Below are 19843 nucleotides of genomic sequence, written 5' to 3' on the forward strand. Positions count from 1 at the left end.
AGGGTAGGCTGGGGCTATGTCATCTGATGAAACCAGCCACCCTGGAACCCTCGAAACCGACGATGCAAAGGTCGGTTCATTCTCCTTGGCGCAACCGTGGATCGTCAACCCGGAGCGCCTCGAGTGGCTACCCGCCACCCAACAGTTGCGGGCGCGTACACGTGCTCAAGTGCCCGTCCTGCTGCGACAGCGGCGCATCCCACCAGCACGGCGAGTGATCGGAACCGGTATCTCCCTCGGTGTCGCCCTCCTCGGTTGGCGCCTGCTTGACCGTCGGCGTGGCAAAAGCGAGTCTCGTCGCGGCCTCTCACGTCGTCTGCGCCGTTCATTCGAGCACTTGGGTCCCACCTATATCAAGTTGGGTCAAATCATCTCATCAGGCGAAGGAATCTTTCCTGTAGAACTGGTGGACGAGTTCCGGCTCTTGCGCGATAGCGTTCCAGCCGAAGATTTTACCGTGGTACAAAACACCATCGAGGAAGACCTCGGCGGACCGCTCGAAAACTTCTTTGCGACATTCGACAAAAAGCCAGTTGCCGCCGCCTCAATCGCTCAGGTCTATTTTGCGACCCTTCTGACCGGAGAGCCCGTCGCTGTCAAGGTCCAACGGTCCCAAGTCAGTGATCTTGTTCGCCGTGATCTGGCGGCGATGAGCTGGATTACTCCCCACCTCATCGGTCGCATTCCGGTCGCTGCGCTCGCAAACCCACCCGCCCTTGTTGAGCTCTTTGCCGAGACCATCGTCGAAGAACTTGACTTCCGTCTTGAGGCTGCCAACATGCTTGACATCGCCGGCGTCCTAGCGGCCACCGATCAGCGCAGCATCATCGTCCCTCGGCCCCACCCAAACCTGGTGACCAGACGGGTACTCGTAATGGAACGACTACGTGGCTTTAAATGGGACGACGCTATCGGCATGCGCAAAGCAGGGATCGATACAACCGCCGTCGTGCGGGCCGCACTCGTCTCATTCCTCGAAGGGGCGATGCTCCACGGAGTGTTCCATGGTGATCTCCATGGCGGTAATCTCCTAGTTGGTGACGATGGCAAGGTCGTACTGCTCGATTACGGCATCACCGGAAGACTCTCCGAAGCCAAGCGCCTTGGATTCCTGCGACTACTCATGGGGGGCTCGATGAATGATCTTCAGTCCCAAATTCAGGCCTTGATCGATCTCGGGGCGCTACCCACCGACACTGACATTCAAGCGGTCATCGACGATCTTGGACTCGAAGAGCCGGCCAAGGATCCCACCCAAATGCGACCCGAGGAGATGATTGCCGAAATCCAAGAGCTGACCAAAGCCTTGCTGGGATACGGTGCCCGCTTGCCGAAGGAGTTGATGTTGTTTGTCAAGAACATGATCTTCGTCGACTCGTCACTCGCAACGCTCGCGCCAGAGATCGACCTCTTCGCTGAGATCACCTATCTCGCTTCGTACTTCATGACCCGCTACGGCGCCCAGATCTCGGCCGACATTGGAATGCAAGTCTCCCCCACTGCCATCGATCTCGGTGGACTCAAAGCGAGTCTAGGCGTCGATGCCGAACTCGAACATCTGAGCTATCGGGAGCTCAAGGAGCGGCGCGAGCTGATCCGCCGACGTATGGAACAGAGCCAGGGCCGTCGGGGCTAGCCCTGCGAGCCCCCCGGCAGCTCGTCATGGCCGCCGAACTCCTTGCGTAGAGCAGAAAGGACCCGATCCCCGTAGGCGCCAGAGCCTTGCGAGGCAAAGCGCGAAAACAGCGATGCCGCGATCGTCGGCGCAGGAATACCTTCATCGATTGCGGCATTAACCGTCCAGCGCCCCTCCCCTGAGTCCGACACCCGGCCCTTGAAAGCCTCAAGGGATGCGTCCCGGTGGAGCGCATCGGCAGCAAGGTCGAGCAACCATGAGGCCACCACACTGCCGCGCCTCCAGAGTTCAGCAACCTCCGCAACCGGGATTTCGTATTGATAGGCGCTTGGATCATGCAACGGTGCGACCTCAGCACTCGCGTCCTGGACCCGACTGCCGATATCTGCGGCCTCAAGGATTGCCAGGCCTTCGGCCAGAGAAGCCATCATGCCGTACTCGATACCGTTGTGTACCATTTTGACAAAATGTCCCGCACCGTGATTACCACAGTAGAGATAGCCTTGCTCGGACGGTCGGAGTGCAACCGAGTCGTCCGTCCTCGGAGTGGTACCGACACCCGGTGCGAGGACCGCAAAGATAGGCTCAAGGCGATCAAACACCTCGCGCTCGCCTCCCACCATCAGACAGTAGCCGCGCTCGCGGCCCCAAACACCTCCGCTGGTACCAGCATCCATGTGATGGATACCTTGGTCTTTGAGTTTGGCAGCATGCACCTGGTCATCGCGATAAAAACCGTTCCCACCATCGATGACGACATCATCTGGTTCTAGCACGGCTGCGAGCTCATCCAGAACCTGCTCAGTGACGCCTGCCGGGACCATGAGCCAGACGGCGCGGGGTGCCGAGAGCCTCTCGACAAATTCCTTGAGGGTCTCGGCACAGACGAGTCCCTCGTCGGTCGCCGTCTTTCTTGCCTTAGCTGAGGCATCAAATCCAATCACGTCGACATCCCCAGCACGCAGGCGCAAACCCATATTCAAGCCCATCCGACCAAGCCCTACGATTCCAAGCTGCACACCGTCCTCCTTCAACGTTTGGTGTCTAGCCTACTCCAAGATCGCTCAGGCATCACAACGGCTGCCGTCAGGTCTTAGGCCGCCACTCGGTCCACCCCGCGACACGTCCGGGCCGCCAAAAACTGACCGAGCCCGTAACAGACACAAACCATAAACCTTACGGTGGTTAACGCCCGCCGAGAATCCAAGCGCGAATAGCATCGCCGTCCGCATCGAGGTCTGGAGGGAGATGGCGATAGGTCGGCGGCGTCTGAGACAAGGTGATGGGATTGCGGATCATCTCAAGCTCGTCTGCACCCCCGCCCAGTCGGACGGTGGGCTCAAGACCAACCTTTCGGGCGAGTTCGATCCCTTCGGCGACGGTTGCGATTGGAGCACATGGGACACGGGCAGCCATTAACAACTCGAACCACTCGTCGGATGTCTTCGTCAAGAGCCGTTGGCTCAAGAGTGGACCAAGGATCATTCGGTTGGCCGTGCGCAAGTCATTATGGCGAAATCTCTCGTCATCAGCCAGCTCTGGAACCCCAAGGACTTCGGTCAGCTTACGAAACTGGCCATCGTTCGCGGCGATCACGATCAGCTCTCCATCCTGCGTTGGGAAGGGATCGTACGGGTAAAGGCTTGGGTGTGCATTGCCCATCCGGAACGGCACAACGCCCCCCATCGTCACCGCCGCGGTGTGATTGACCAATCCCGACAAGGCCGAAGCCAGCAAGCTCACCTCAACTTTTTGACCCTCACCGGATAGGGTGCGTTGATGCAGCGCCGCCAAGATCCCCATTGATAGATGCAAGCCAGCAATGATATCCATGACCGAAATGCCTGCCCGATACGCGGGCCCATCTGGCTCGCCGGTCAAGCTCATCAAACCGGACATGGCTTGGATCATGAGATCGTAACCCACCATCTCGGCACCAGGGGATCGCGTCCCAAAGCCTGAGATAGAAGCGTAGATCAGTCCCCGATTCTGGACACGCAGTTCATCGTAACCAAGCCCAAAGCCGGCGATTTGCCCAGGTTTGAAGTTCTCGACCATGATATCGGCCGCAAGCGCGAGCCTCTTGGCTACCTCCAGGTCAGCAGGGTTACGGAGGTCCAAAACGATCGAGCGCTTGTTGCGATTGATCCCCAAGTAGTACGTTGAGACTCCATCACGAACTGGGGGCTTCCAAGTGCGGGTATCATCACCAGCTGGGCCTTCTACCTTAATCACGGTGGCACCAAGATCACCAAGCAACATCGTCGCGTATGGACCAGCCAAAATCCGCGAGAAGTCAGCCACCAACAAACCCGACAACGGGCCCTGGGAAGCGGCACGCTCATCGGCTATCGAGTCGTTCGCTGGGTCATTCACGACCAGTATCCTATACCGCCTCGCATCGACGCCACAAGGCCACCACACACCAACTGGTAGCTACTCGCCACCAAGGCCTTTGCGATAGCAGTACTATCCTTCAATGCGGCCGCGATTACCTAACGGCTGCGAGAAAACTGAGGCCTTCACGATCTAGCTCCCTCCGGGACTCGGCATGCAAACCGTGCAAAATACGCGACGCCCCAACGTTCACAGGCCAAGCTTGCCAAGGGGTATCGACAACGTCACGTTTCGTTGCGCGCGTCAGTCACCGGCTGGCGGTCCATCTGCAATCGCACCATGATCAGGGTTCCACCCCATGGCGCAACGGCTCACGCCGTCGTTCGAATGCCGGTACGACCTGGCACTTGTATCAGGACGCTGCCGTGTCTTCTCCACCACGGTGGAGACCGCTGGCGGCCAGACGATAAGCCCCTGGTCGTGGCGACTCTTCCCGTACACGCCCGTCCGCCAGCGCACAGTACAACGTACTGGCCCCCAACGGTGTGGCAATCGAACGATATGAGACACGAACGGAGTGACCCATCGCGCAAGCCACGTCAGCTGCTCACCACAAGGCCACAACATGGACCTCGGAATGATCACTTGACAACGAGGTGCGAACTAAGAACCCGAACTATGTTCTGCACGCCGTATTCGACTCATACCTCGTCGCAGTTGCAACACGCGAGCCAAACTCAAAACGAACACCAGTAACCCACCAAGAATGACGCCAAAGAGAATCGCAATCCCCACAGGCATGTGCGTCGTAGCGCCAGGAAAATGAATAGTTACCGTCGCCAGATTCTGAAGAATGAAAACCAGAATTGCAATCAACACAATAAGTCCAACAACAGAACCAATCCAAACCCTCGATGTACGGGTTGACCGTGGATCGTGCCCATGCCGGACCAAATTATCCAACTCTCCGGACGGTGCTACCTCACTCTCGCGACGCTCTTCGCTCACTGGATCGGGTTCCCCAATACCTTGCGGATAGTCTTCGCTACTGTGCTCCATGGACTTCAGCCTAACCAGTTCCGACCAACAAAACGCCCACACAGCCAGGCCGTGAGAAATGCGGCGGCTCTGCCCTGCTGGCCGGTGCACGAACCCCAAATGACACTTAGCAACACGAGCAACGACCTATCGGCTTCTCTTTCTGGTCAATAGCAACACGACGTTGCGAGTCAGTACCGTCGCCTCGAGAAACTCATTTGGTATCAGTATCGATACCCTAGTGTGCAAGCACTGGCATCACAACCCTCCTAGTGTGACGCTGCTAAGGTGACTCTCTTGGCCACACTCAGGGTCTGCGATCTCGTGCAGATACACCGCAGAGATATGAAGTCAGTACGAACATAAGCGAGCAACGAGCTAAGAATTGCGAACCAAGTCATGGGTGCGGCGCTCCTCCCAAGGAGTGCCAAGTTCACCAAGGGATGGTAACTCCAAGATCGAACACCTCCGACGGGCCGGGTTCTCGCCATTACCACGAGGGTTACTGCGCACCATTGCCTGCGCTAGCTCATGCGAACCTGTCGCCCTAGTACCCTTATCCAAAGCGCGGTGCCTACAGTGTGCAACAGCACGAACCCTCACTGCATCATGCTTAACCGAAGCCCATAGTCTTGATCACCCGGCTCCTGTATAGCCCAAGGGGTCAAGGCACCGACTCATCTGCATCGACGCGTGTGCAAGAATCGTTCGCCCAAGGGCATGCCCGTCCGATGGACTCTTAACCCCCGCAAGCAACAGGTACCCCAAGAGCGAACGATGGTATCCGTTCACCGGCTACGCCACGACGATAGTGTGTTTTAGGGCCAATACGGTGGAGTACGCTGGGACAGAACCCCCAGAAACAGAGATGTCGAGGCGTCCAGCAGCCCTGAGCTCCATGGCAACCAAGCTGGCCAACTATATCTGGCGCACCAGCTCGATACCCCGCCGTGCGAAGACCTCACCTGAGTGCCTGATCTTTGGCAATACAACCATCTGCTGGGGTGCCCATGCAATGGGGGAACGACAATTCAGGGCACGACGGCGGGTGGCCCCAGCACCCGCCGTCAGCATGAGCGACCTAGTTCAAAGGCACAATCCGCCACCCACCACGCCAGTTGCCTATCGCATCTCAACCGGCCGATGCCGTAACGGCTAGAACTCGCAATATACAAACAACACGTAGCCAATGCTCAAGGGAGTGTCCTCCTACGCATGAAGCGCTGCAGCGAGAAGCCGAGCTGTGAAACGTGCCCTCTTGGTGACCTTGTTTAGGCGAGACTATCTTTGCTATCAACTGATCTCACTGTTCCGGCAGGAGTGTTGTGCACCTGCTCTTTGGTCACATCATGACGGCGGCCACTGCTCAAGGCCACCACGATGCGAAGAAGCAGCGTTACGATTCCAACGATCAGCAAAATGAGACCAACCTCTGGGATTGAAAACCCAGTTATGCTCGCCGTGACGGCATATTTCAGTATCGCACCGATGGCAGCCAGCACGATCCCAAAAACGATAATTCCAGTGCCAAATGAACGGTTCCAAATTCTGCACCTCTGCTGGTAACCTATGCCTGTTTATTGTTGATAAGCCGAAGAGCAAATATTCTTTATCAAGTTCTTCCTGCCGTCACACAAGAACAATCCCAAGAAGCCCGGCGTAACGCACAACGAGCACCCGGACACAGGAGATCATCCACCTACCTGCTGATCTGTGATAACGTTAACCACTCCCTTTGCCACTGAGGATACCTTGGTCGCAGCACCCTAGCACCTTTCGAATAGCTAGCACCACACAACAATTTCCATTCGTTGCAGCTATATCCTTGCTTCAATATCTCTGCTAAAGAGGCTCCGTTCGTCGCAGCTTACACATGCGGATAACAGTCACTGTAACGTTGACGTCTCAGGGCGACATTGCGGAACGACGCGAGCGCATTATGTCCTGGGTTGGAGCGTGTTGGACACCCTTATTCGTCACCAACCCTGTCGCAGGGCTATCCGGGGCCCACCAGTTGGGCTACGATGTCCAAACTCGGCGGGTACATCACTGCTCTATCAGATGTAGCCTGCGACCCAAGACTTCTCAATCGCCGTTGTACCACGGTCGTTGTAGTCCATCGCAGACTAATGCATCGAAAGCTGCACCACTGTGTCGCTACTTGGTCGAGCTCGAGCCATACTCACCAGGGCTACCCAATGCCACAGGTTATGCTGGCACACAACCCATGATCACAACAATGTCCCGAAACTATCCCCTGGCATTAGGCGTCATCGAGAGCGGATCGCAGCTCATCAAGGAAGGCTGCCAGCGCATCAGGTGACTCACCATCGAGCAGGCGGCGCATCAGCGCGGAGCCAACCACAACGCCATCAGCACCAGCTCCAACCACCGAGCGAGCTTGTGCACCATTGGAGATGCCGATACCGATGAGCACCGGCAGGGAGGTTCGCGGGCGGATCCTCGCTGCGATCGCCGTGGCGGTTGCAGCCAACTCCACTTGCTCGCCGGTAACCGCCATGCGTCCAACTCCATAGACAAACCCCTCTGCCACCGATAGGATCTCGTCGATCCGTTCGTCAGAAGTTGCAGGCGATATGAGCTGGACGGTTTCAAGATTCTCTCTGGCCGCCAACTCTCGCCAGCGGGCTCCCTCCTCGAACGGCAGATCAGGGATAATGACCCCATCGACACCAGAGCGTCGTAGTTCCCCTATTGCACGATCGTCACCCATATGATGAAAGATGTTGTAGTAGGTCATTACGACGATAGGGACACCAAAGCTCTGCTGGCGCAGCTCGGACAAGACCGAAAGGGGCGTCGCGCCACGGGCAAGCGCAGTCTCGCCTGCACGTTGAATCACCGGACCATCCATACTTGGGTCTGAAAACGGAATCCCAATCTCGACGGCGTCAGCCCCCCGTTCGACAACCAGCTCCACAAGCGACAACCAGTCAGCCTCCACTCCGGCCATGATATAGGGGACCAACAGCCGGCGACCCCGAGTTCGAAGATCTTGGAGCGTCCTCTCAAGCATACGACTCTCCTTCCAGGAAGCCCAGACGTTCGGCGATGGTCTCGGCGTCCTTATCGCCACGGCCTGATAGAGTGAGAACGACGGAAGTTCCGGCGATCTCCTCACGATGCTGAACGAGCCAAGCGACGGCGTGCGCGGATTCGAGCGCGCAGATAATCCCTTCCAGCCTCGCCAGTAAACGCACGGCATCGAGCACTTGGTCATCGTTGACCTGATCATAACGAGCGCGCCCAATGGTATGGAGATAGGCGTGCTCTGGTCCGACCCCCGGGTAGTCGAGTCCTGCCGAGATCGAACTCGCCTCATTCACCTGGCCAAACTCGTCTTGAAGGAAATAGGACTCCATGCCATGGACAATGCCTCCAACCCCTCGTCCAATGGCCGCACCCCCTTCGGGTTCGACCCCAACCAGACGTGCCGAGGTGTCGACAAAGCCCGCGAACGTCCCCGCTGCATTCGAGCCTCCACCGACACAGGCTACGACCCAATCGGGAGTAGAACCAGTGGCAACAAGATATTGGCTACGGGCCTCGTCTCCAATGACACGCTGAAACTCGCGCACCATCCACGGATACGGATGGGGCCCCATGACGCTGCCGATGCAATAGTGGGTGTCCTCCAACGCGGCCACCCAACTACGCATCGCCTCGTTGACCGCATCCTTTAACGTGCGAGAACCCGACTTCACCGGCTCCACCTCGGCACCAAGCAGCCGCATCCGAAAGACATTCAACGACTGACGCTTCACGTCAACTTCCCCCATGTAGACCTTGGCATCCAGCCCAAGCAGGGCAGCCGCGGTCGCCGTCGCTACACCGTGCTGGCCAGCACCGGTCTCGGCGATGAGGCGAGTTTTCCCCATCCGACGTGCCAACAACGCTTGGCCAATCACGTTGTTGATCTTGTGGGAACCTGTGTGGGCAAGATCTTCACGCTTCAGCCAAATCTGAGCACCAAGGTGCTCCGAGAGACGCTCCGCGAGGTAAAGACGTGTGGGGCGCCCAGCGTAACTCTCCAAGGTGGAGGTGTACTGGGCACGAAACAACGGGTCTGTCCAAGCCTCGCGGAACGCTACTTCGAGTTCAAGGACCGCAGGCATGAGCGACTCGGGTACGTATCGCCCGCCGAACCCACCGAATCTCCCCGTCGCATCCGGGCTTCCCATCACACTCGTCACTGCTTGACTCCTCTACTCATTTCAACTAATCAACTTGATCAGTACCACTTCCAGTGTGACCATCGCAGGGTGCGCCTCATGCCCGCTGTCACCACCAAAGCGTAACGCCTCAGCGGTATCCTCCGTTGGCAACCTCCAAAGCCTCGCCTTTATTGCCAACTCCGCACCGCGTCGATGAACGCACGCATCTTCCTTGGGTCCTTGCGTCCTGGTGCCTGCTCAACCCCACTGGATACGTCTACCCCATCGGGTCGAACCTCTTGCATGGCGAGCCTAACGTTGTCGACCCGCAGACCTCCCGCCAGAATCAACCGTGGCCCCTCAGCATGCACGACCAAATCAGGGTCCCGAGCACCAACACCTATCGCCGGGCGTGCTATTGCAGCTGGCGGCGTTGTAGTCACCGTCAGCGCTCGGTCCCTTAAACTTACAGCCCGACTCAGGTCGCCGCAAGCATCGCTGCCCGGCGTTGATGCTGGCTTCGCCTGCTCGAACCGATGTCGCAACACACCCCAGTCTGGAGGCACCCCTGACCCGGGTTGTGGCCCATCACCAAGGATTGCCCAGACGTCCGGGTAGCGAGCAACGAGGTCGACAAATGTTTCACCGATCGGTATCGCTTTGATCACCAGGGGTATCTTTTGGCACAAAGAGTCGACCTCGGCCGGGGATTCATTGCCGTGCAGCTGCGCGCCGCTCAAACCCAGAGAGGTAACGATCCTCGCTACCCGATCAACGGTTTCGTCGACAAAGACGCCGAAGGTTTGGATCGATTCCGGTAACCCATCGAGGATCTGCGCCACCTGTTCGACACTCACCTGCCGTCGCGATTGTGCAAACACAAACCCGATAGCATCGGCGCCGAGGGACAAAGCGCTGCGTGCATCTTCGACGTTGGTGATACCGCAGATCTTGATGAAAACCTCGTTCGGCATTAAAAACCTAATCCATGACTTGCGTAATGCCTCATGGAGCCACAAGCGTCACCCACCACGGAGTGCTCGCAACATAGCAACACGATCCCTGGCACGCATGAGGGTTTCTCCGACCAAGATCGCGTCGTATCCTCCAGCTGCCAACGCACGCGCATCCGCTGGACCTTGCACCCCAGATTCAGCAACCACCGGAAACTCGTTGCCAAGCTCCTTGCGATATGCGAGTGCTCGCGCAGGATCAACCTCAAAGGTGACGAGATCTCGCTGGTTAATGCCGATGGCCCCGCGAAAACCGAGTCCGGCAAGATCTACCTCGACGATTTCGTGAGGATCATGCACCTCAAGCAAGATCTCAAGTCCAATCGTTGCGCTAAAGACAATCAGACGCTCGAGAGCGTCACGCGACATGGCAGATGCTATCAACAGTGCCGCTGAAGCACCATGCAACCGAGCGTCGCACAGATCACGCTCACTGAGTAAAAAGTCCTTACGGAGCACCGGCACATCGACCGCGGTGGCAACGCTCATGAGATCGTCAAGACTGCCGCCAAAATGGGGGGTATCGGTCAACACCGAGATCGCTGCTGCTCCACCTTGTTCGTACTCGTACGCGATATCCGCCGGAACCACCTCTGCCTCGATCATGGATCCTCGAACGGGGGAACGCCGCTTGACCTCAGCGATAACCCCCAGGCCGGTAGCACACAACGCCGCCGAAAAGCTCGCGACCTCGGGCACCGAATCACAGGCCGACCGTAGTTGGTCAAGGGAACGGTGATCGTCCATGCAGCGCTGTCGGTGCAGGGCAAGGATCGAATCAAGATAGGTGGCCATAGTCCCAGGCTACCCGCCACCGTACCGAGATTTTCGGTCTAAGAGCGAAGTTTCTTTGCAATACTTGTACTATGCAAGCGAATCTCCGATACAATGGACGTATGGCAATACTCGAGAGTTGTGTCGACAGGCTCAGCCTCAGCGACAAATTCAGCCTCAGCGACAAATTCAGCCTCAGCCAAATGAAGCCGTCCGAGATGAAGTTCAGCCAAACGAAGAGGAGCCAACACAAACTGGGCCTGTCGGAGCTGGAGGGATGCCAATGGGTGACGCAGCGTACCTCGGTATCTGACGGTAACGCCGTCCAATTGTCTAGCCACAATGGTGGGCCGCTACCGGCCATCTTGGCAAAGAGACAGATTAGGGAGCAACGAAGGCAAGATACAGACTTGGATTGGAGCGAGTGCACGTGTTAGGAGACCAGCAGACTCAGGTTAAGCAGTCCTTACGGGAGCGGTCGTTCAGGATCACCGAACACCCTCGCTATAAGTGGATCGTACTCTCAAACACCACCCTCGGAATCCTGATGGCAACCATCAACTCGTCCATTGTGTTGATCTCGCTACCGGAGATCTTTAACGGTATCAAGCTGAACCCACTCGCTCCCGCAAACACCTCGTATTTCCTCTGGGTGCTCATGGGGTACTTGGTCGTCACCGCCGTTATGGTCGTGAGCTTCGGTCGCCTCGGAGATATGTACGGCCGAGCACGCATGTACAACATGGGTTTTGCCACGTTCACAATTTTTTCGATCCTCCTCTCAATCACCTGGATGCACGGCGGTGGTGGTGCGCTCTGGCTCATCGGCATGCGGCTTGGTCAGGGTCTTGGTGGCGCCTTATTGATGGCGAACTCGGCAGCGCTGTTAACTGATGCCTTCCCCTCCAATCAACGTGGGCTTGCACTCGGAATCAACAACGTCGCCGCTATCGCCGGCTCGTTTCTGGGACTCATCATGGGCGGACTGCTAGCTCCAATATCGTGGCGCGCCGTCTTCTTGGTCTCGGTACCCTTTGGCATGATTGGCACCGTGTGGGCCTACATCATGCTTCACGATCTCGGCAAGAAGGTCAAGGCTCACATCGATGTTCTTGGAAACCTCGTCTTCGCAGTCGGTCTCATATCGATTCTGGTCGGGATCACCTATGGTCTGCAACCGTATGGTGGGTCAACCATGGGCTGGACCAACCCAGGGGTGCTCGCGGCGTTGATTGGCGGCGTCCTCACGCTCATCAGCTTCGTCGCCATCGAGCTAAAGCGAGCTGAACCGATGATGAATGTTCGTCTCTTTAAAATCCGTCCCTATACCGCCGGAAACCTCGCGAGCCTCCTGGCATCGCTCGGTCGAGGTGGCATGATGTTCATCCTCATCATCTGGCTTCAGGGTATCTGGTTGCCCGAGCATGGCTATTCGTACTCCTCAACGCCCCTTTGGGCTGGTATCTATCTTGTCCCACTCACCATCGGCTTTCTCGCCGCTGGTCCGGTCTCTGGCTATCTCTCCGATCGCTTCGGCGCACGTCCCTTCGCAACCGGTGGCATGGTCGTAGCAGCCCTCTCGTTCATCCTCTTGATCTACCTCCCCGTGGACTTCTCCTACCCACTCTTTGCCGCCCTTCTGTTGCTTAATGGGCTTGCCATGGGTCTGTTTGCCTCGCCGAACCGAGCAGGCATCATGAACAGCCTGCCGGTCAACGAACGTGGCGTTGGCGCAGGCATGGCAGCCACCTTCCAGAACTCGGCGATGGTGCTTTCGATCGGCGTCTTCTTTACCCTGATGATCTTTGGGCTCCAGGCGTACCTCCCGCACGCACTTTTGACCGGCTTGACGCACCAGCACGTACCGTTCAACGTCGCCAAGGGTATCTCCGTGCTACCTCCGGTCAGCCTCCTATTCGCAGCGTTCCTCGGCTACAACCCAGTCTCCAAGCTCATCGGATCGTCGGTGCTCTCGAAGCTACCGACCTCCAACGCCCGCTACCTCACTGGCCGCTACTATTTCCCGCACCTGATCTCGCATCCGTTCGGCCATGGATTGGCTGAGGCCTTCGTCTTCGCCGCCCTGGCCTGCCTGGTTGCCGCCGTCGCATCCTGGTTGCGAGGTGGCAAATACACCGCTAGTGACATCGACCCAACGTCGCCAAGTGACGAGGAGTTCGAGCGCGAACTCGGTGAGTTGCGTGATGGACCAGCATCGATCGCGGCCAGACCTGGAACCAACCCTACGGTGCCAACCTCAAGTCGCGCCCAAGGTTTGCCTCCGACCGACCCACCGATACCTTCCGATTGATGTTCTCGCGAAGAGATACCCGGTCGGCGTTGCCTGTGACCCTGTTGACGCTGTCATCATGTTGAACGCCACCTCCTTGAACACAGGGACAGCACGCGACAACCCGAACCGCGAGATTAGGTAACTGGCTATGCTCGGTTCCGTGCGAGAGAACGCGACGGCCCCAGCTCCTGCCATGCCCCTTAACACAACCCTTGGGCATCCAACAACGCCTGTAGATCCGTTACGTGCCGTAGTGCTCGTGGTCGAAGACGATCCCTCGATCGCTGAACTCCTCTGCGCCTACCTTAAAGGGGCCTCCTTTGACCCTGTGGTTGCAACCTCGGGAGAAACGGCGCTTGCTCGCTATGGTGAGACTCAACCTATCGCCGTCATCTTGGATCTCAACCTCCCTGGGGACCTCGACGGCCTCGATGTCTGCCGCGCGCTACGGACGCGCTCCGATGTTCCGATTGTGATGCTGTCCGCGCGCGACCAGGAGCTCGATCGGATCTTCGGCCTCGAAATCGGAGCCGATGACTACGTCACGAAACCGTTCTCTCCGCGTGAACTCATCGCCAGGCTGAATGCGATTCTACGTCGTACAACGACACTTACGCCCGGCACCGCCAGAGTCGAAACCCTCGGCCCGATCACCTGGGATCAACGCCGTCGCAGCGCAACGCTCGACGATACGATCATCGCGTTAACAAATCGGGAGTTTGACCTCCTAGGGTTCCTCTTGATGCATCGTGGGGTCGCGCTGTCGCGACGAGAACTTCTCGATGGTGTCTGGGGTCCCGAATGGTACGGAGATGATCGCACCGTCGATGTTCACATCCGCCAACTGCGCCGCAAGTTCGCTGAGGCGCTCCCGATCTCAACGGTTTGGGGGGTCGGCTATCGCTTGGCGTAAACAACCTAGCATCCGCCGAACGGTCCGAACCGGCCTACTGGCTACCGCCATCGTTACCGTTCTCATCGGCGGTGCAGGAACGATTGCGATCAGCAGAGAGGTTGCTGTCCACCAGACGCAAGCTTTTCTGCTCCGCTCTGCGACGGCCCTCGCCATTCTCTTTGCGCGCGCAAATGACCGGTTTGTTCATCCCTTCCTCGCCTCGGCTGGCGTCGGGCGGTTGCGGCTGATCCCACTCTCGCGGCGGGGCACAACCCTTGTCCACCTTCCCGAGCCATTGACTGCAAGCTCAATCGATCGAGGGCTCCTGCTCTCAGGCCATTATCAGTCCGGGGTCATTCACAACGAGGTCTTCGTGGCCTATCCCGTCCAGGCGCAGCTTGGCTTCCATGGGTCTGTGGCTAGTGTGCATCCCTCGCTCTTCGCTCTGGTGATCACTCGCCCACTCCCTTCCATTGAGGGTCCGGTGATCTTTGTCATCACCGCCGTCTTCATCACCGCCTTCGTTGCCCTACTGCTCTCAGACCGTTACACCGCCCACATCGCTCGCACCTTGGATCGCCTTGTCGATCGATCCAAGCGGGTTGCAGCTGGCCATCTCGACGATGTTGTATCCGATACACCACCGGTGGAGGAAGAGCTTGCCAATCTTGATGACGCCATCTCGTCCATGATCACATCATTGCGTGCCGCCAACGAGGTGGAGTCGACCTACATCCTGGCCATCTCCCACGACCTGCGCACCCCACTCACGTCAATTCGCGGCTTCGCTGAAGCCATCATCGACGAGGCCGTCACCTCGCCGGTGGAGGCGGCGGGGACGATCCAGCGCGAAGCCCAACGCGTTGAGCGCCTCATCAACGATCTCATCGCTCTGGCACGCTTGCGGGCGAGCGACTATACGCTAACCAACCAACGCATCGACCTCAACGAGCTCATCAGCCATCTCGTCGAAGCCGTCTCTCCCACCGCCGAACGTCATGGACTTGCGCTCACGAGTTCCTTGCCCTCTACCCCCACAACTATCGAAATCGACCCGGAACGACTCTTGCAACTCCTCGGCAATCTCCTCGACAACGCCCTCAAATACGCACAACGGACGGTCGCCGTACGCCTGATTACAACCACGAGCGAGGCCACGATCATCGTCACCGATGACGGAGACGGCATACCCCCCTCCCATCAAGCACAGCTCTTCGCCCAACAGCTGAACCCAACGCCAGGCCGTGACGGCACCGTCGGCAGTGGCCTAGGACTCCTGATCGTCGGTCGGCTTGCAGCCCTCATGGGATTGACTATCAAGGTTGAGTCAGCCATCGCTCCCATGAATGGAACCACTTTTCGCATCATGATTCCACGGACCAATGACCGAACACAGCCACCACGCACTCAATCGACACCGGCCATCGTCCCGCGTGCTCCTTCGTAGCCGGTGTCGGCGGCGCTGACGAGTGCTCGCTGGCACCGGTCAAGCTCGCTCATCAAGAGTTCAAAGGCTTCAGAGACGACCAGTCCCTCATGATGGAGTCTCCGGTGCAGAGCCACCAGTGACGAGGCCGCGCCAAACATTCGCTTTAAGTAATCATCGACAGGACAATCGGCCGCCTCGACCCAGGCTCTTCCATGTTGGCGGACCTCATGCCACGCGTAGGTGAGCGCGCCCAGGAGCGAGTGAAGGCTGTCAGTAGTCAACAGCTCAGTGGAGATCGTGCCAAAATCCCTCGAAAACTGGTTAAGCCACGGCTGCACCTCCTCGACAGGCATCGGCCTCGCAATGGCAAAACCCTGCGCATAATCCGCCTCTAAAATCCGGGCAGCCTCCAGCAGTTCGAGACGCTCCACTCCCTCAAAGACGACGCTACGCCGGGCGTCATGCGCGGCTTGAACCAACCCACCAACAACTCCGAGGGCGGTAAGTGGATGGCTCCAGAGGCCCTGCACCAAGGAACGGTCGAGCTTGATCTGAGCGAAGGGGAACTCCACCAAACGGCCGAGATTCGAATATCCGGAGCCAAGATCATCGATCGCGAACAGCACACCCGTGCGCCCAAAGTCATAGACCACCGCGAGCTCCTTGTCACCCAGGTGCTCGCTCTCGAGCAACTCAAGCATCAACCACGAGAGATCTCCCTCGCAACGCTGGCGCGCCGTATCCAAGAGATCACGCAGGTGGGCATCGAGCAAGACCGAACCAGGCAGATTGATCGAACAGCCAAAGCTCAACTCATGGTCATGGCTCTGCTGGCGCAACTCCAACACGCGCGCCAACGAATCGCTAAAGAGTTGCCTCAGTTCTCGTTCACCGAAGGCAGGCAGGAACTGGCCAGGTTGGGCGAGCCGATCATCACCAACCTCCAGTCTGGCGAGCACCTCAAAGCGGGTGGGCCGACCAACCTTGAGGTCCAGGAGTGGCTGATAGTGCTCGCGCAATCCTCCTTCTGCCAGCGCACGGCGATAGCGTTGGGCCAATGGTCCAGCCATAGAACCAACATTCGTTCGATAATGCCGCCAACCATCCTGCAAACGCTCCTGTAGCGCGGAGATAAACTCTTGAGAGGTTCTCCCTTGAAACTGATGGGTGTAGGCACCGAGAATGGTACACAGTCCAATCGCCTCCGCACCGACCATCACGGGAATAATCGCCAACGATCGAAAGCCAAGCCGGCGGATGACGGCTGACCATGGCTCATAACGCGGCGAGCTCAACACATCGTCAACCATTATCGTTGTATAGGATTCCCACGCGAGGACACCATCGCCCGGACCTTGGTCGACCCCAGGGTTTACAATTGCACGCGCCTCAGCGCTTGCACGAAACCACTCGGAAAACTGCGGGGCTACCTTGCCACCAAGGTAACGGAGCCCATCGTCGCCACCTTGGTCAGCCTCCGTGAAGAGCACGCCACAGATTCCTGGCAACGCTGCGACCCGATCCAAGCTCTCACCAAGATAGTCAAGCCAACAGTCATTGGTGGCAAGTGGTGCTCCCACCGCAGCTGCCAAGTAGTTTTCCCGAACGCCGGCCATCGCCTCTCGCTCTCGCTCGAGGACCCAGGCGAAGCGCTTGCGGACCAACTCCACAAGCAACCGCCGATCGTGTGCCGGTACGCTTGGCCCGATGGCATCATTGAGAAAGGCAGTCATCACCAGCGATGTCGTCAGCTCCAGAACTTCGCGCTGAGCACTCGCCACCGTGAGCTCGGCCCCGATGCTCGTGACTTGCTCGCCGAGCGCGGAGGCGGTTGCCTGGCCGTCAAGCACCGCAACAAGTAACCCATGATGAAGCTGTACCCAATCAGCGCCGTCGCCATTGACCGGGACGACGGCCTCGGAATCGAACTTTGCCCTCAATTGGATAGCAATGATGTCGGCCAACGTCGGCCAGAGTGCTCGATATCGACTCAAAAGGGTGGCATTGGGCACCGACCAAGGATCATCGTCGATCGGCTCTGTCACCTCGACATCTTTGCGGCGTAGCCACCAGCGCGATCGTGTCAACTTCATCGACTTGACGTGATAGAGGGCCCGGTCAGCCTCTCGTAGCAGACTCTCGAGTGTGGTCGCATCATCCGGGAACAGAGCCACCCCCATGCTGGCACCGACGAGAATAGTCTGCCCCTCCGCAACGTTAAGTGGTGTGCTGAGACTCTGGTCAACCAACTGGATACAGGCATCAAGGTCGACATTCTCAAGGGAGAACATGAGAATAAACTCATCTCCTCCAACTCGTGCAACGGCATGAGCGTCTCCAAGGCGCTCTTGCAGTCGGGATCCCAGCCCAATCAGGAGTTCATCCCCAACCCCATGACCCCAGGTATCGTTCACCAGTTTGAAATTGTCCAAATCAAGAATTGCGACGGCAAATTCTCTTGGCCGCTCCCCACCACGGGCTAACGCCGCCTCTGCTCGGCTCTCAAGTGCCTGGCGCGACAGGGTACCGGTCAGTGAGTCATGATCGACCTGATAGGCGAGGCGCTCTGTCACCTCGTGATTCGCGCTCACGTCGCGAACGAGCGCGACGATGTGTGAGACATAGCCTTGTGCGTTCTCACTTACCGGCGAAAGGAGCAATGCACCCCAGAACGCATCCCCAACCGTGAACCGAAGCTCGCTCTCGAACCGATCCTGAGCTCCAAGCCGACACGCCCCTAAGAACGCGGTGATCTGGGCAGCATCGTTTGGGCTGTCAGCGAGTGCTTCAAGGTTTATATCGACGGGATGTCCGGCTGTATCCATGCCTAGGAGTCGATACCACGAGCCGTTTGCCCACTGCAGCATCCCGTCGATCCCGAAGAGCGCAATCCCCGCATCAGTGGTCTCAACCGCCGCCTCGATGAGACGACGTCGCGCCACCATCGCGGAACGATCCACGGCCAAGTCGAGAACGCTCAAGTCAAGGTGTTCCAGTACCGCCACGCCGAGCGAATGAGGGCGTTCGACCATGAGTCGGCCGAGACCAGCATCGACACTTCCGAACCGAGCCATCAGCACGCTTGAATCGACGTTCTCGCCGTTGGCCCGGTACCAACGACCATCTGGGTCGCTTAGGTCACCGACGGTTGCCTCGCCACAATCCAGTACGGCTTCTCCCCGATCGTCGATTGACCAGGAGACGCCATCAGGTCCGACAAAACTGGCGGTGACATTGTTGGCGCCTGTGACCGTCTTGAGCAACGAAGCGACGTCGATCATCAGCGCGGCGAGGTCACTGTGGTGCAAAACCAACTCCGTCAATGCCCTGCCATTCTCCGCCACCATCGCAACCATGCGATTGGACGCCTGTCGTTGCTCCGAGAGGGCGAGAAGTTGAATGCCGATCAGTCCGAGCCCCACTCCGAACAGCCAAATCAATGTCAACACCCACAAAGGAGCCGTCGAACCTCGGGCGATTGCGGCATCGAGGGCTTTGGAGGTCACGCCAGCGATCACGGAGACCCGAGGAATCGTGGACCCAACAACCGAGAGTGGAATATAGGATCGCGGCAGATCGGCGATCTGAGCACCATGAGCATTGATCGCGATCGTTGGGCCGCCGACTTGAGTCATAAAAACCGTGGAACTATCGCGAACGGCGACTGGATCACTCACTTGGGCCATGCCAAGTACATTGCCGATAACAACATGGTTGGTCCCCGCTACCTGCACCTGGATCGCCTCATCGAGTTTGCCATGGTGCACACGCAGGTTGCCCATCACGACTCCAGAGTGATCGACAGCGCCCTTCGCCTCGTAAAGACCGCTGCCGATAGCAGCACCGTAGTGCCAGAACACTCGTTGGCTTGGCGTCGTGAGCTCGAGGCCCATCAACCCTGACGTCGAATGGGCGAACGCAACGAAGATCTTCCCAAGATCCGCTTGATCCAGCGATCCCGGCGGTGATCGAAAGGCGAGATAGCCGACGAAGCGAAGCTGAGCAATCACCTGATTGAGATCACGGGACAGGTGTACTGTCACGTTGGTAGTCCTGGCTGTAGCCGCAACCGAATCCTCGTTACGCACCGATTGCCCTACCCGCGCCTCAATCCATAGGCCAGCACAAATCGACCCCAGGGTCCAGAGCCCGACGAGCATGATACGTGCCCAACGCCACTTGCGCCCAACGACGGCTGTCTTGGCTCTCACTTGTAGGACGCTCACGAGCTCACCACCTACGTGGGTCCAACA

12 protein-coding genes are annotated in these 19843 nt (G+C 58.1%); 4 read left to right on the top strand and 8 right to left on the bottom strand.

Going from position 1 to position 19843, the window contains the following annotated elements:
* Positions 1 to 16 precede the first annotated feature (16 nt).
* Complete coding sequence (locus tag MP439_02620; GenBank protein MCI2974952.1) at positions 17 to 1636, top strand: AarF/UbiB family protein; 1620 nt, start codon at positions 17 to 19, stop codon at positions 1634 to 1636.
* Here the strand turns inward: MP439_02620 and gnd are convergent.
* The 7 genes from gnd to MP439_02655 all read right to left on the bottom strand — a co-directional run bounded on the left by gnd (position 1633) and on the right by MP439_02655 (position 10994).
* On the bottom strand, positions 1633 to 2655 hold the full coding sequence (gene gnd / locus MP439_02625) for a decarboxylating 6-phosphogluconate dehydrogenase (protein MCI2974953.1): 1023 nt from the start codon (positions 2653 to 2655) through the stop codon (positions 1633 to 1635). The genes MP439_02620 and gnd overlap by 4 nt on opposite strands.
* 166 nt (positions 2656 to 2821) lie before the next feature.
* Positions 2822 to 4012, bottom strand: coding sequence for a CoA transferase (locus MP439_02630; protein ID MCI2974954.1), 1191 nt, complete (start codon positions 4010 to 4012; stop codon positions 2822 to 2824).
* Positions 4013 to 4636: 624 nt separating this feature from the next.
* Positions 4637 to 5032, bottom strand: a complete 396-nt coding sequence (locus MP439_02635) for a lipopolysaccharide assembly protein LapA domain-containing protein (GenBank protein ID MCI2974955.1) — start codon at positions 5030 to 5032, stop codon at positions 4637 to 4639.
* Positions 5033 to 7274: 2242 nt separating this feature from the next.
* Positions 7275 to 8048 (bottom strand): tryptophan synthase subunit alpha, encoded by a 774-nt coding sequence (gene trpA, locus MP439_02640; protein ID MCI2974956.1) that lies wholly within the window; start codon positions 8046 to 8048, stop codon positions 7275 to 7277.
* Positions 8041 to 9225 (bottom strand): tryptophan synthase subunit beta, encoded by a 1185-nt coding sequence (gene trpB / locus MP439_02645; protein ID MCI2974957.1) that lies wholly within the window; start codon positions 9223 to 9225, stop codon positions 8041 to 8043. Before trpB ends, trpA begins: the two co-directional genes overlap by 8 nt.
* Before the next feature lie 149 nt (positions 9226 to 9374).
* A complete protein-coding gene (locus tag MP439_02650) occupies positions 9375 to 10160 on the bottom strand; it encodes a phosphoribosylanthranilate isomerase (GenBank protein MCI2974958.1) in 786 nt (261 codons plus the stop codon).
* 48 nt (positions 10161 to 10208) lie between these two features.
* Positions 10209 to 10994, bottom strand: coding sequence for an indole-3-glycerol phosphate synthase TrpC (locus MP439_02655; GenBank protein MCI2974959.1), 786 nt, complete (start codon positions 10992 to 10994; stop codon positions 10209 to 10211).
* 409 nt (positions 10995 to 11403) lie between these two features.
* On the opposite strand from MP439_02655, the gene MP439_02660 reads away from it, so the two are divergent.
* From MP439_02660 to MP439_02670, 3 genes are all read left to right on the top strand, one after another.
* Positions 11404 to 13284, top strand: a complete 1881-nt coding sequence (locus MP439_02660) for an MFS transporter (protein ID MCI2974960.1) — start codon at positions 11404 to 11406, stop codon at positions 13282 to 13284.
* A 130-nt stretch (positions 13285 to 13414) separates the two neighbouring features.
* A complete protein-coding gene (locus tag MP439_02665) occupies positions 13415 to 14179 on the top strand; it encodes a response regulator transcription factor (protein ID MCI2974961.1) in 765 nt (254 codons plus the stop codon).
* Positions 14079 to 15608 carry a HAMP domain-containing histidine kinase gene (locus MP439_02670; GenBank protein ID MCI2974962.1) on the top strand — a complete coding sequence of 510 codons (1530 nt, stop codon included), beginning with the start codon at positions 14079 to 14081 and terminating at the stop codon, positions 15606 to 15608. Before MP439_02665 ends, MP439_02670 begins: the two co-directional genes overlap by 101 nt.
* Here the strand turns inward: MP439_02670 and MP439_02675 are convergent.
* Positions 15569 to 19816, bottom strand: coding sequence for an EAL domain-containing protein (locus MP439_02675; GenBank protein MCI2974963.1), 4248 nt, complete (start codon positions 19814 to 19816; stop codon positions 15569 to 15571). The genes MP439_02670 and MP439_02675 overlap by 40 nt on opposite strands.
* Positions 19817 to 19843: the final 27 nt, after the last annotated feature.

It is taken from the genome of Ferrimicrobium sp. (genome assembly GCA_022690815.1).
In the GTDB taxonomy this organism is placed as follows: domain Bacteria; phylum Actinomycetota; class Acidimicrobiia; order Acidimicrobiales; family Acidimicrobiaceae; genus Ferrimicrobium.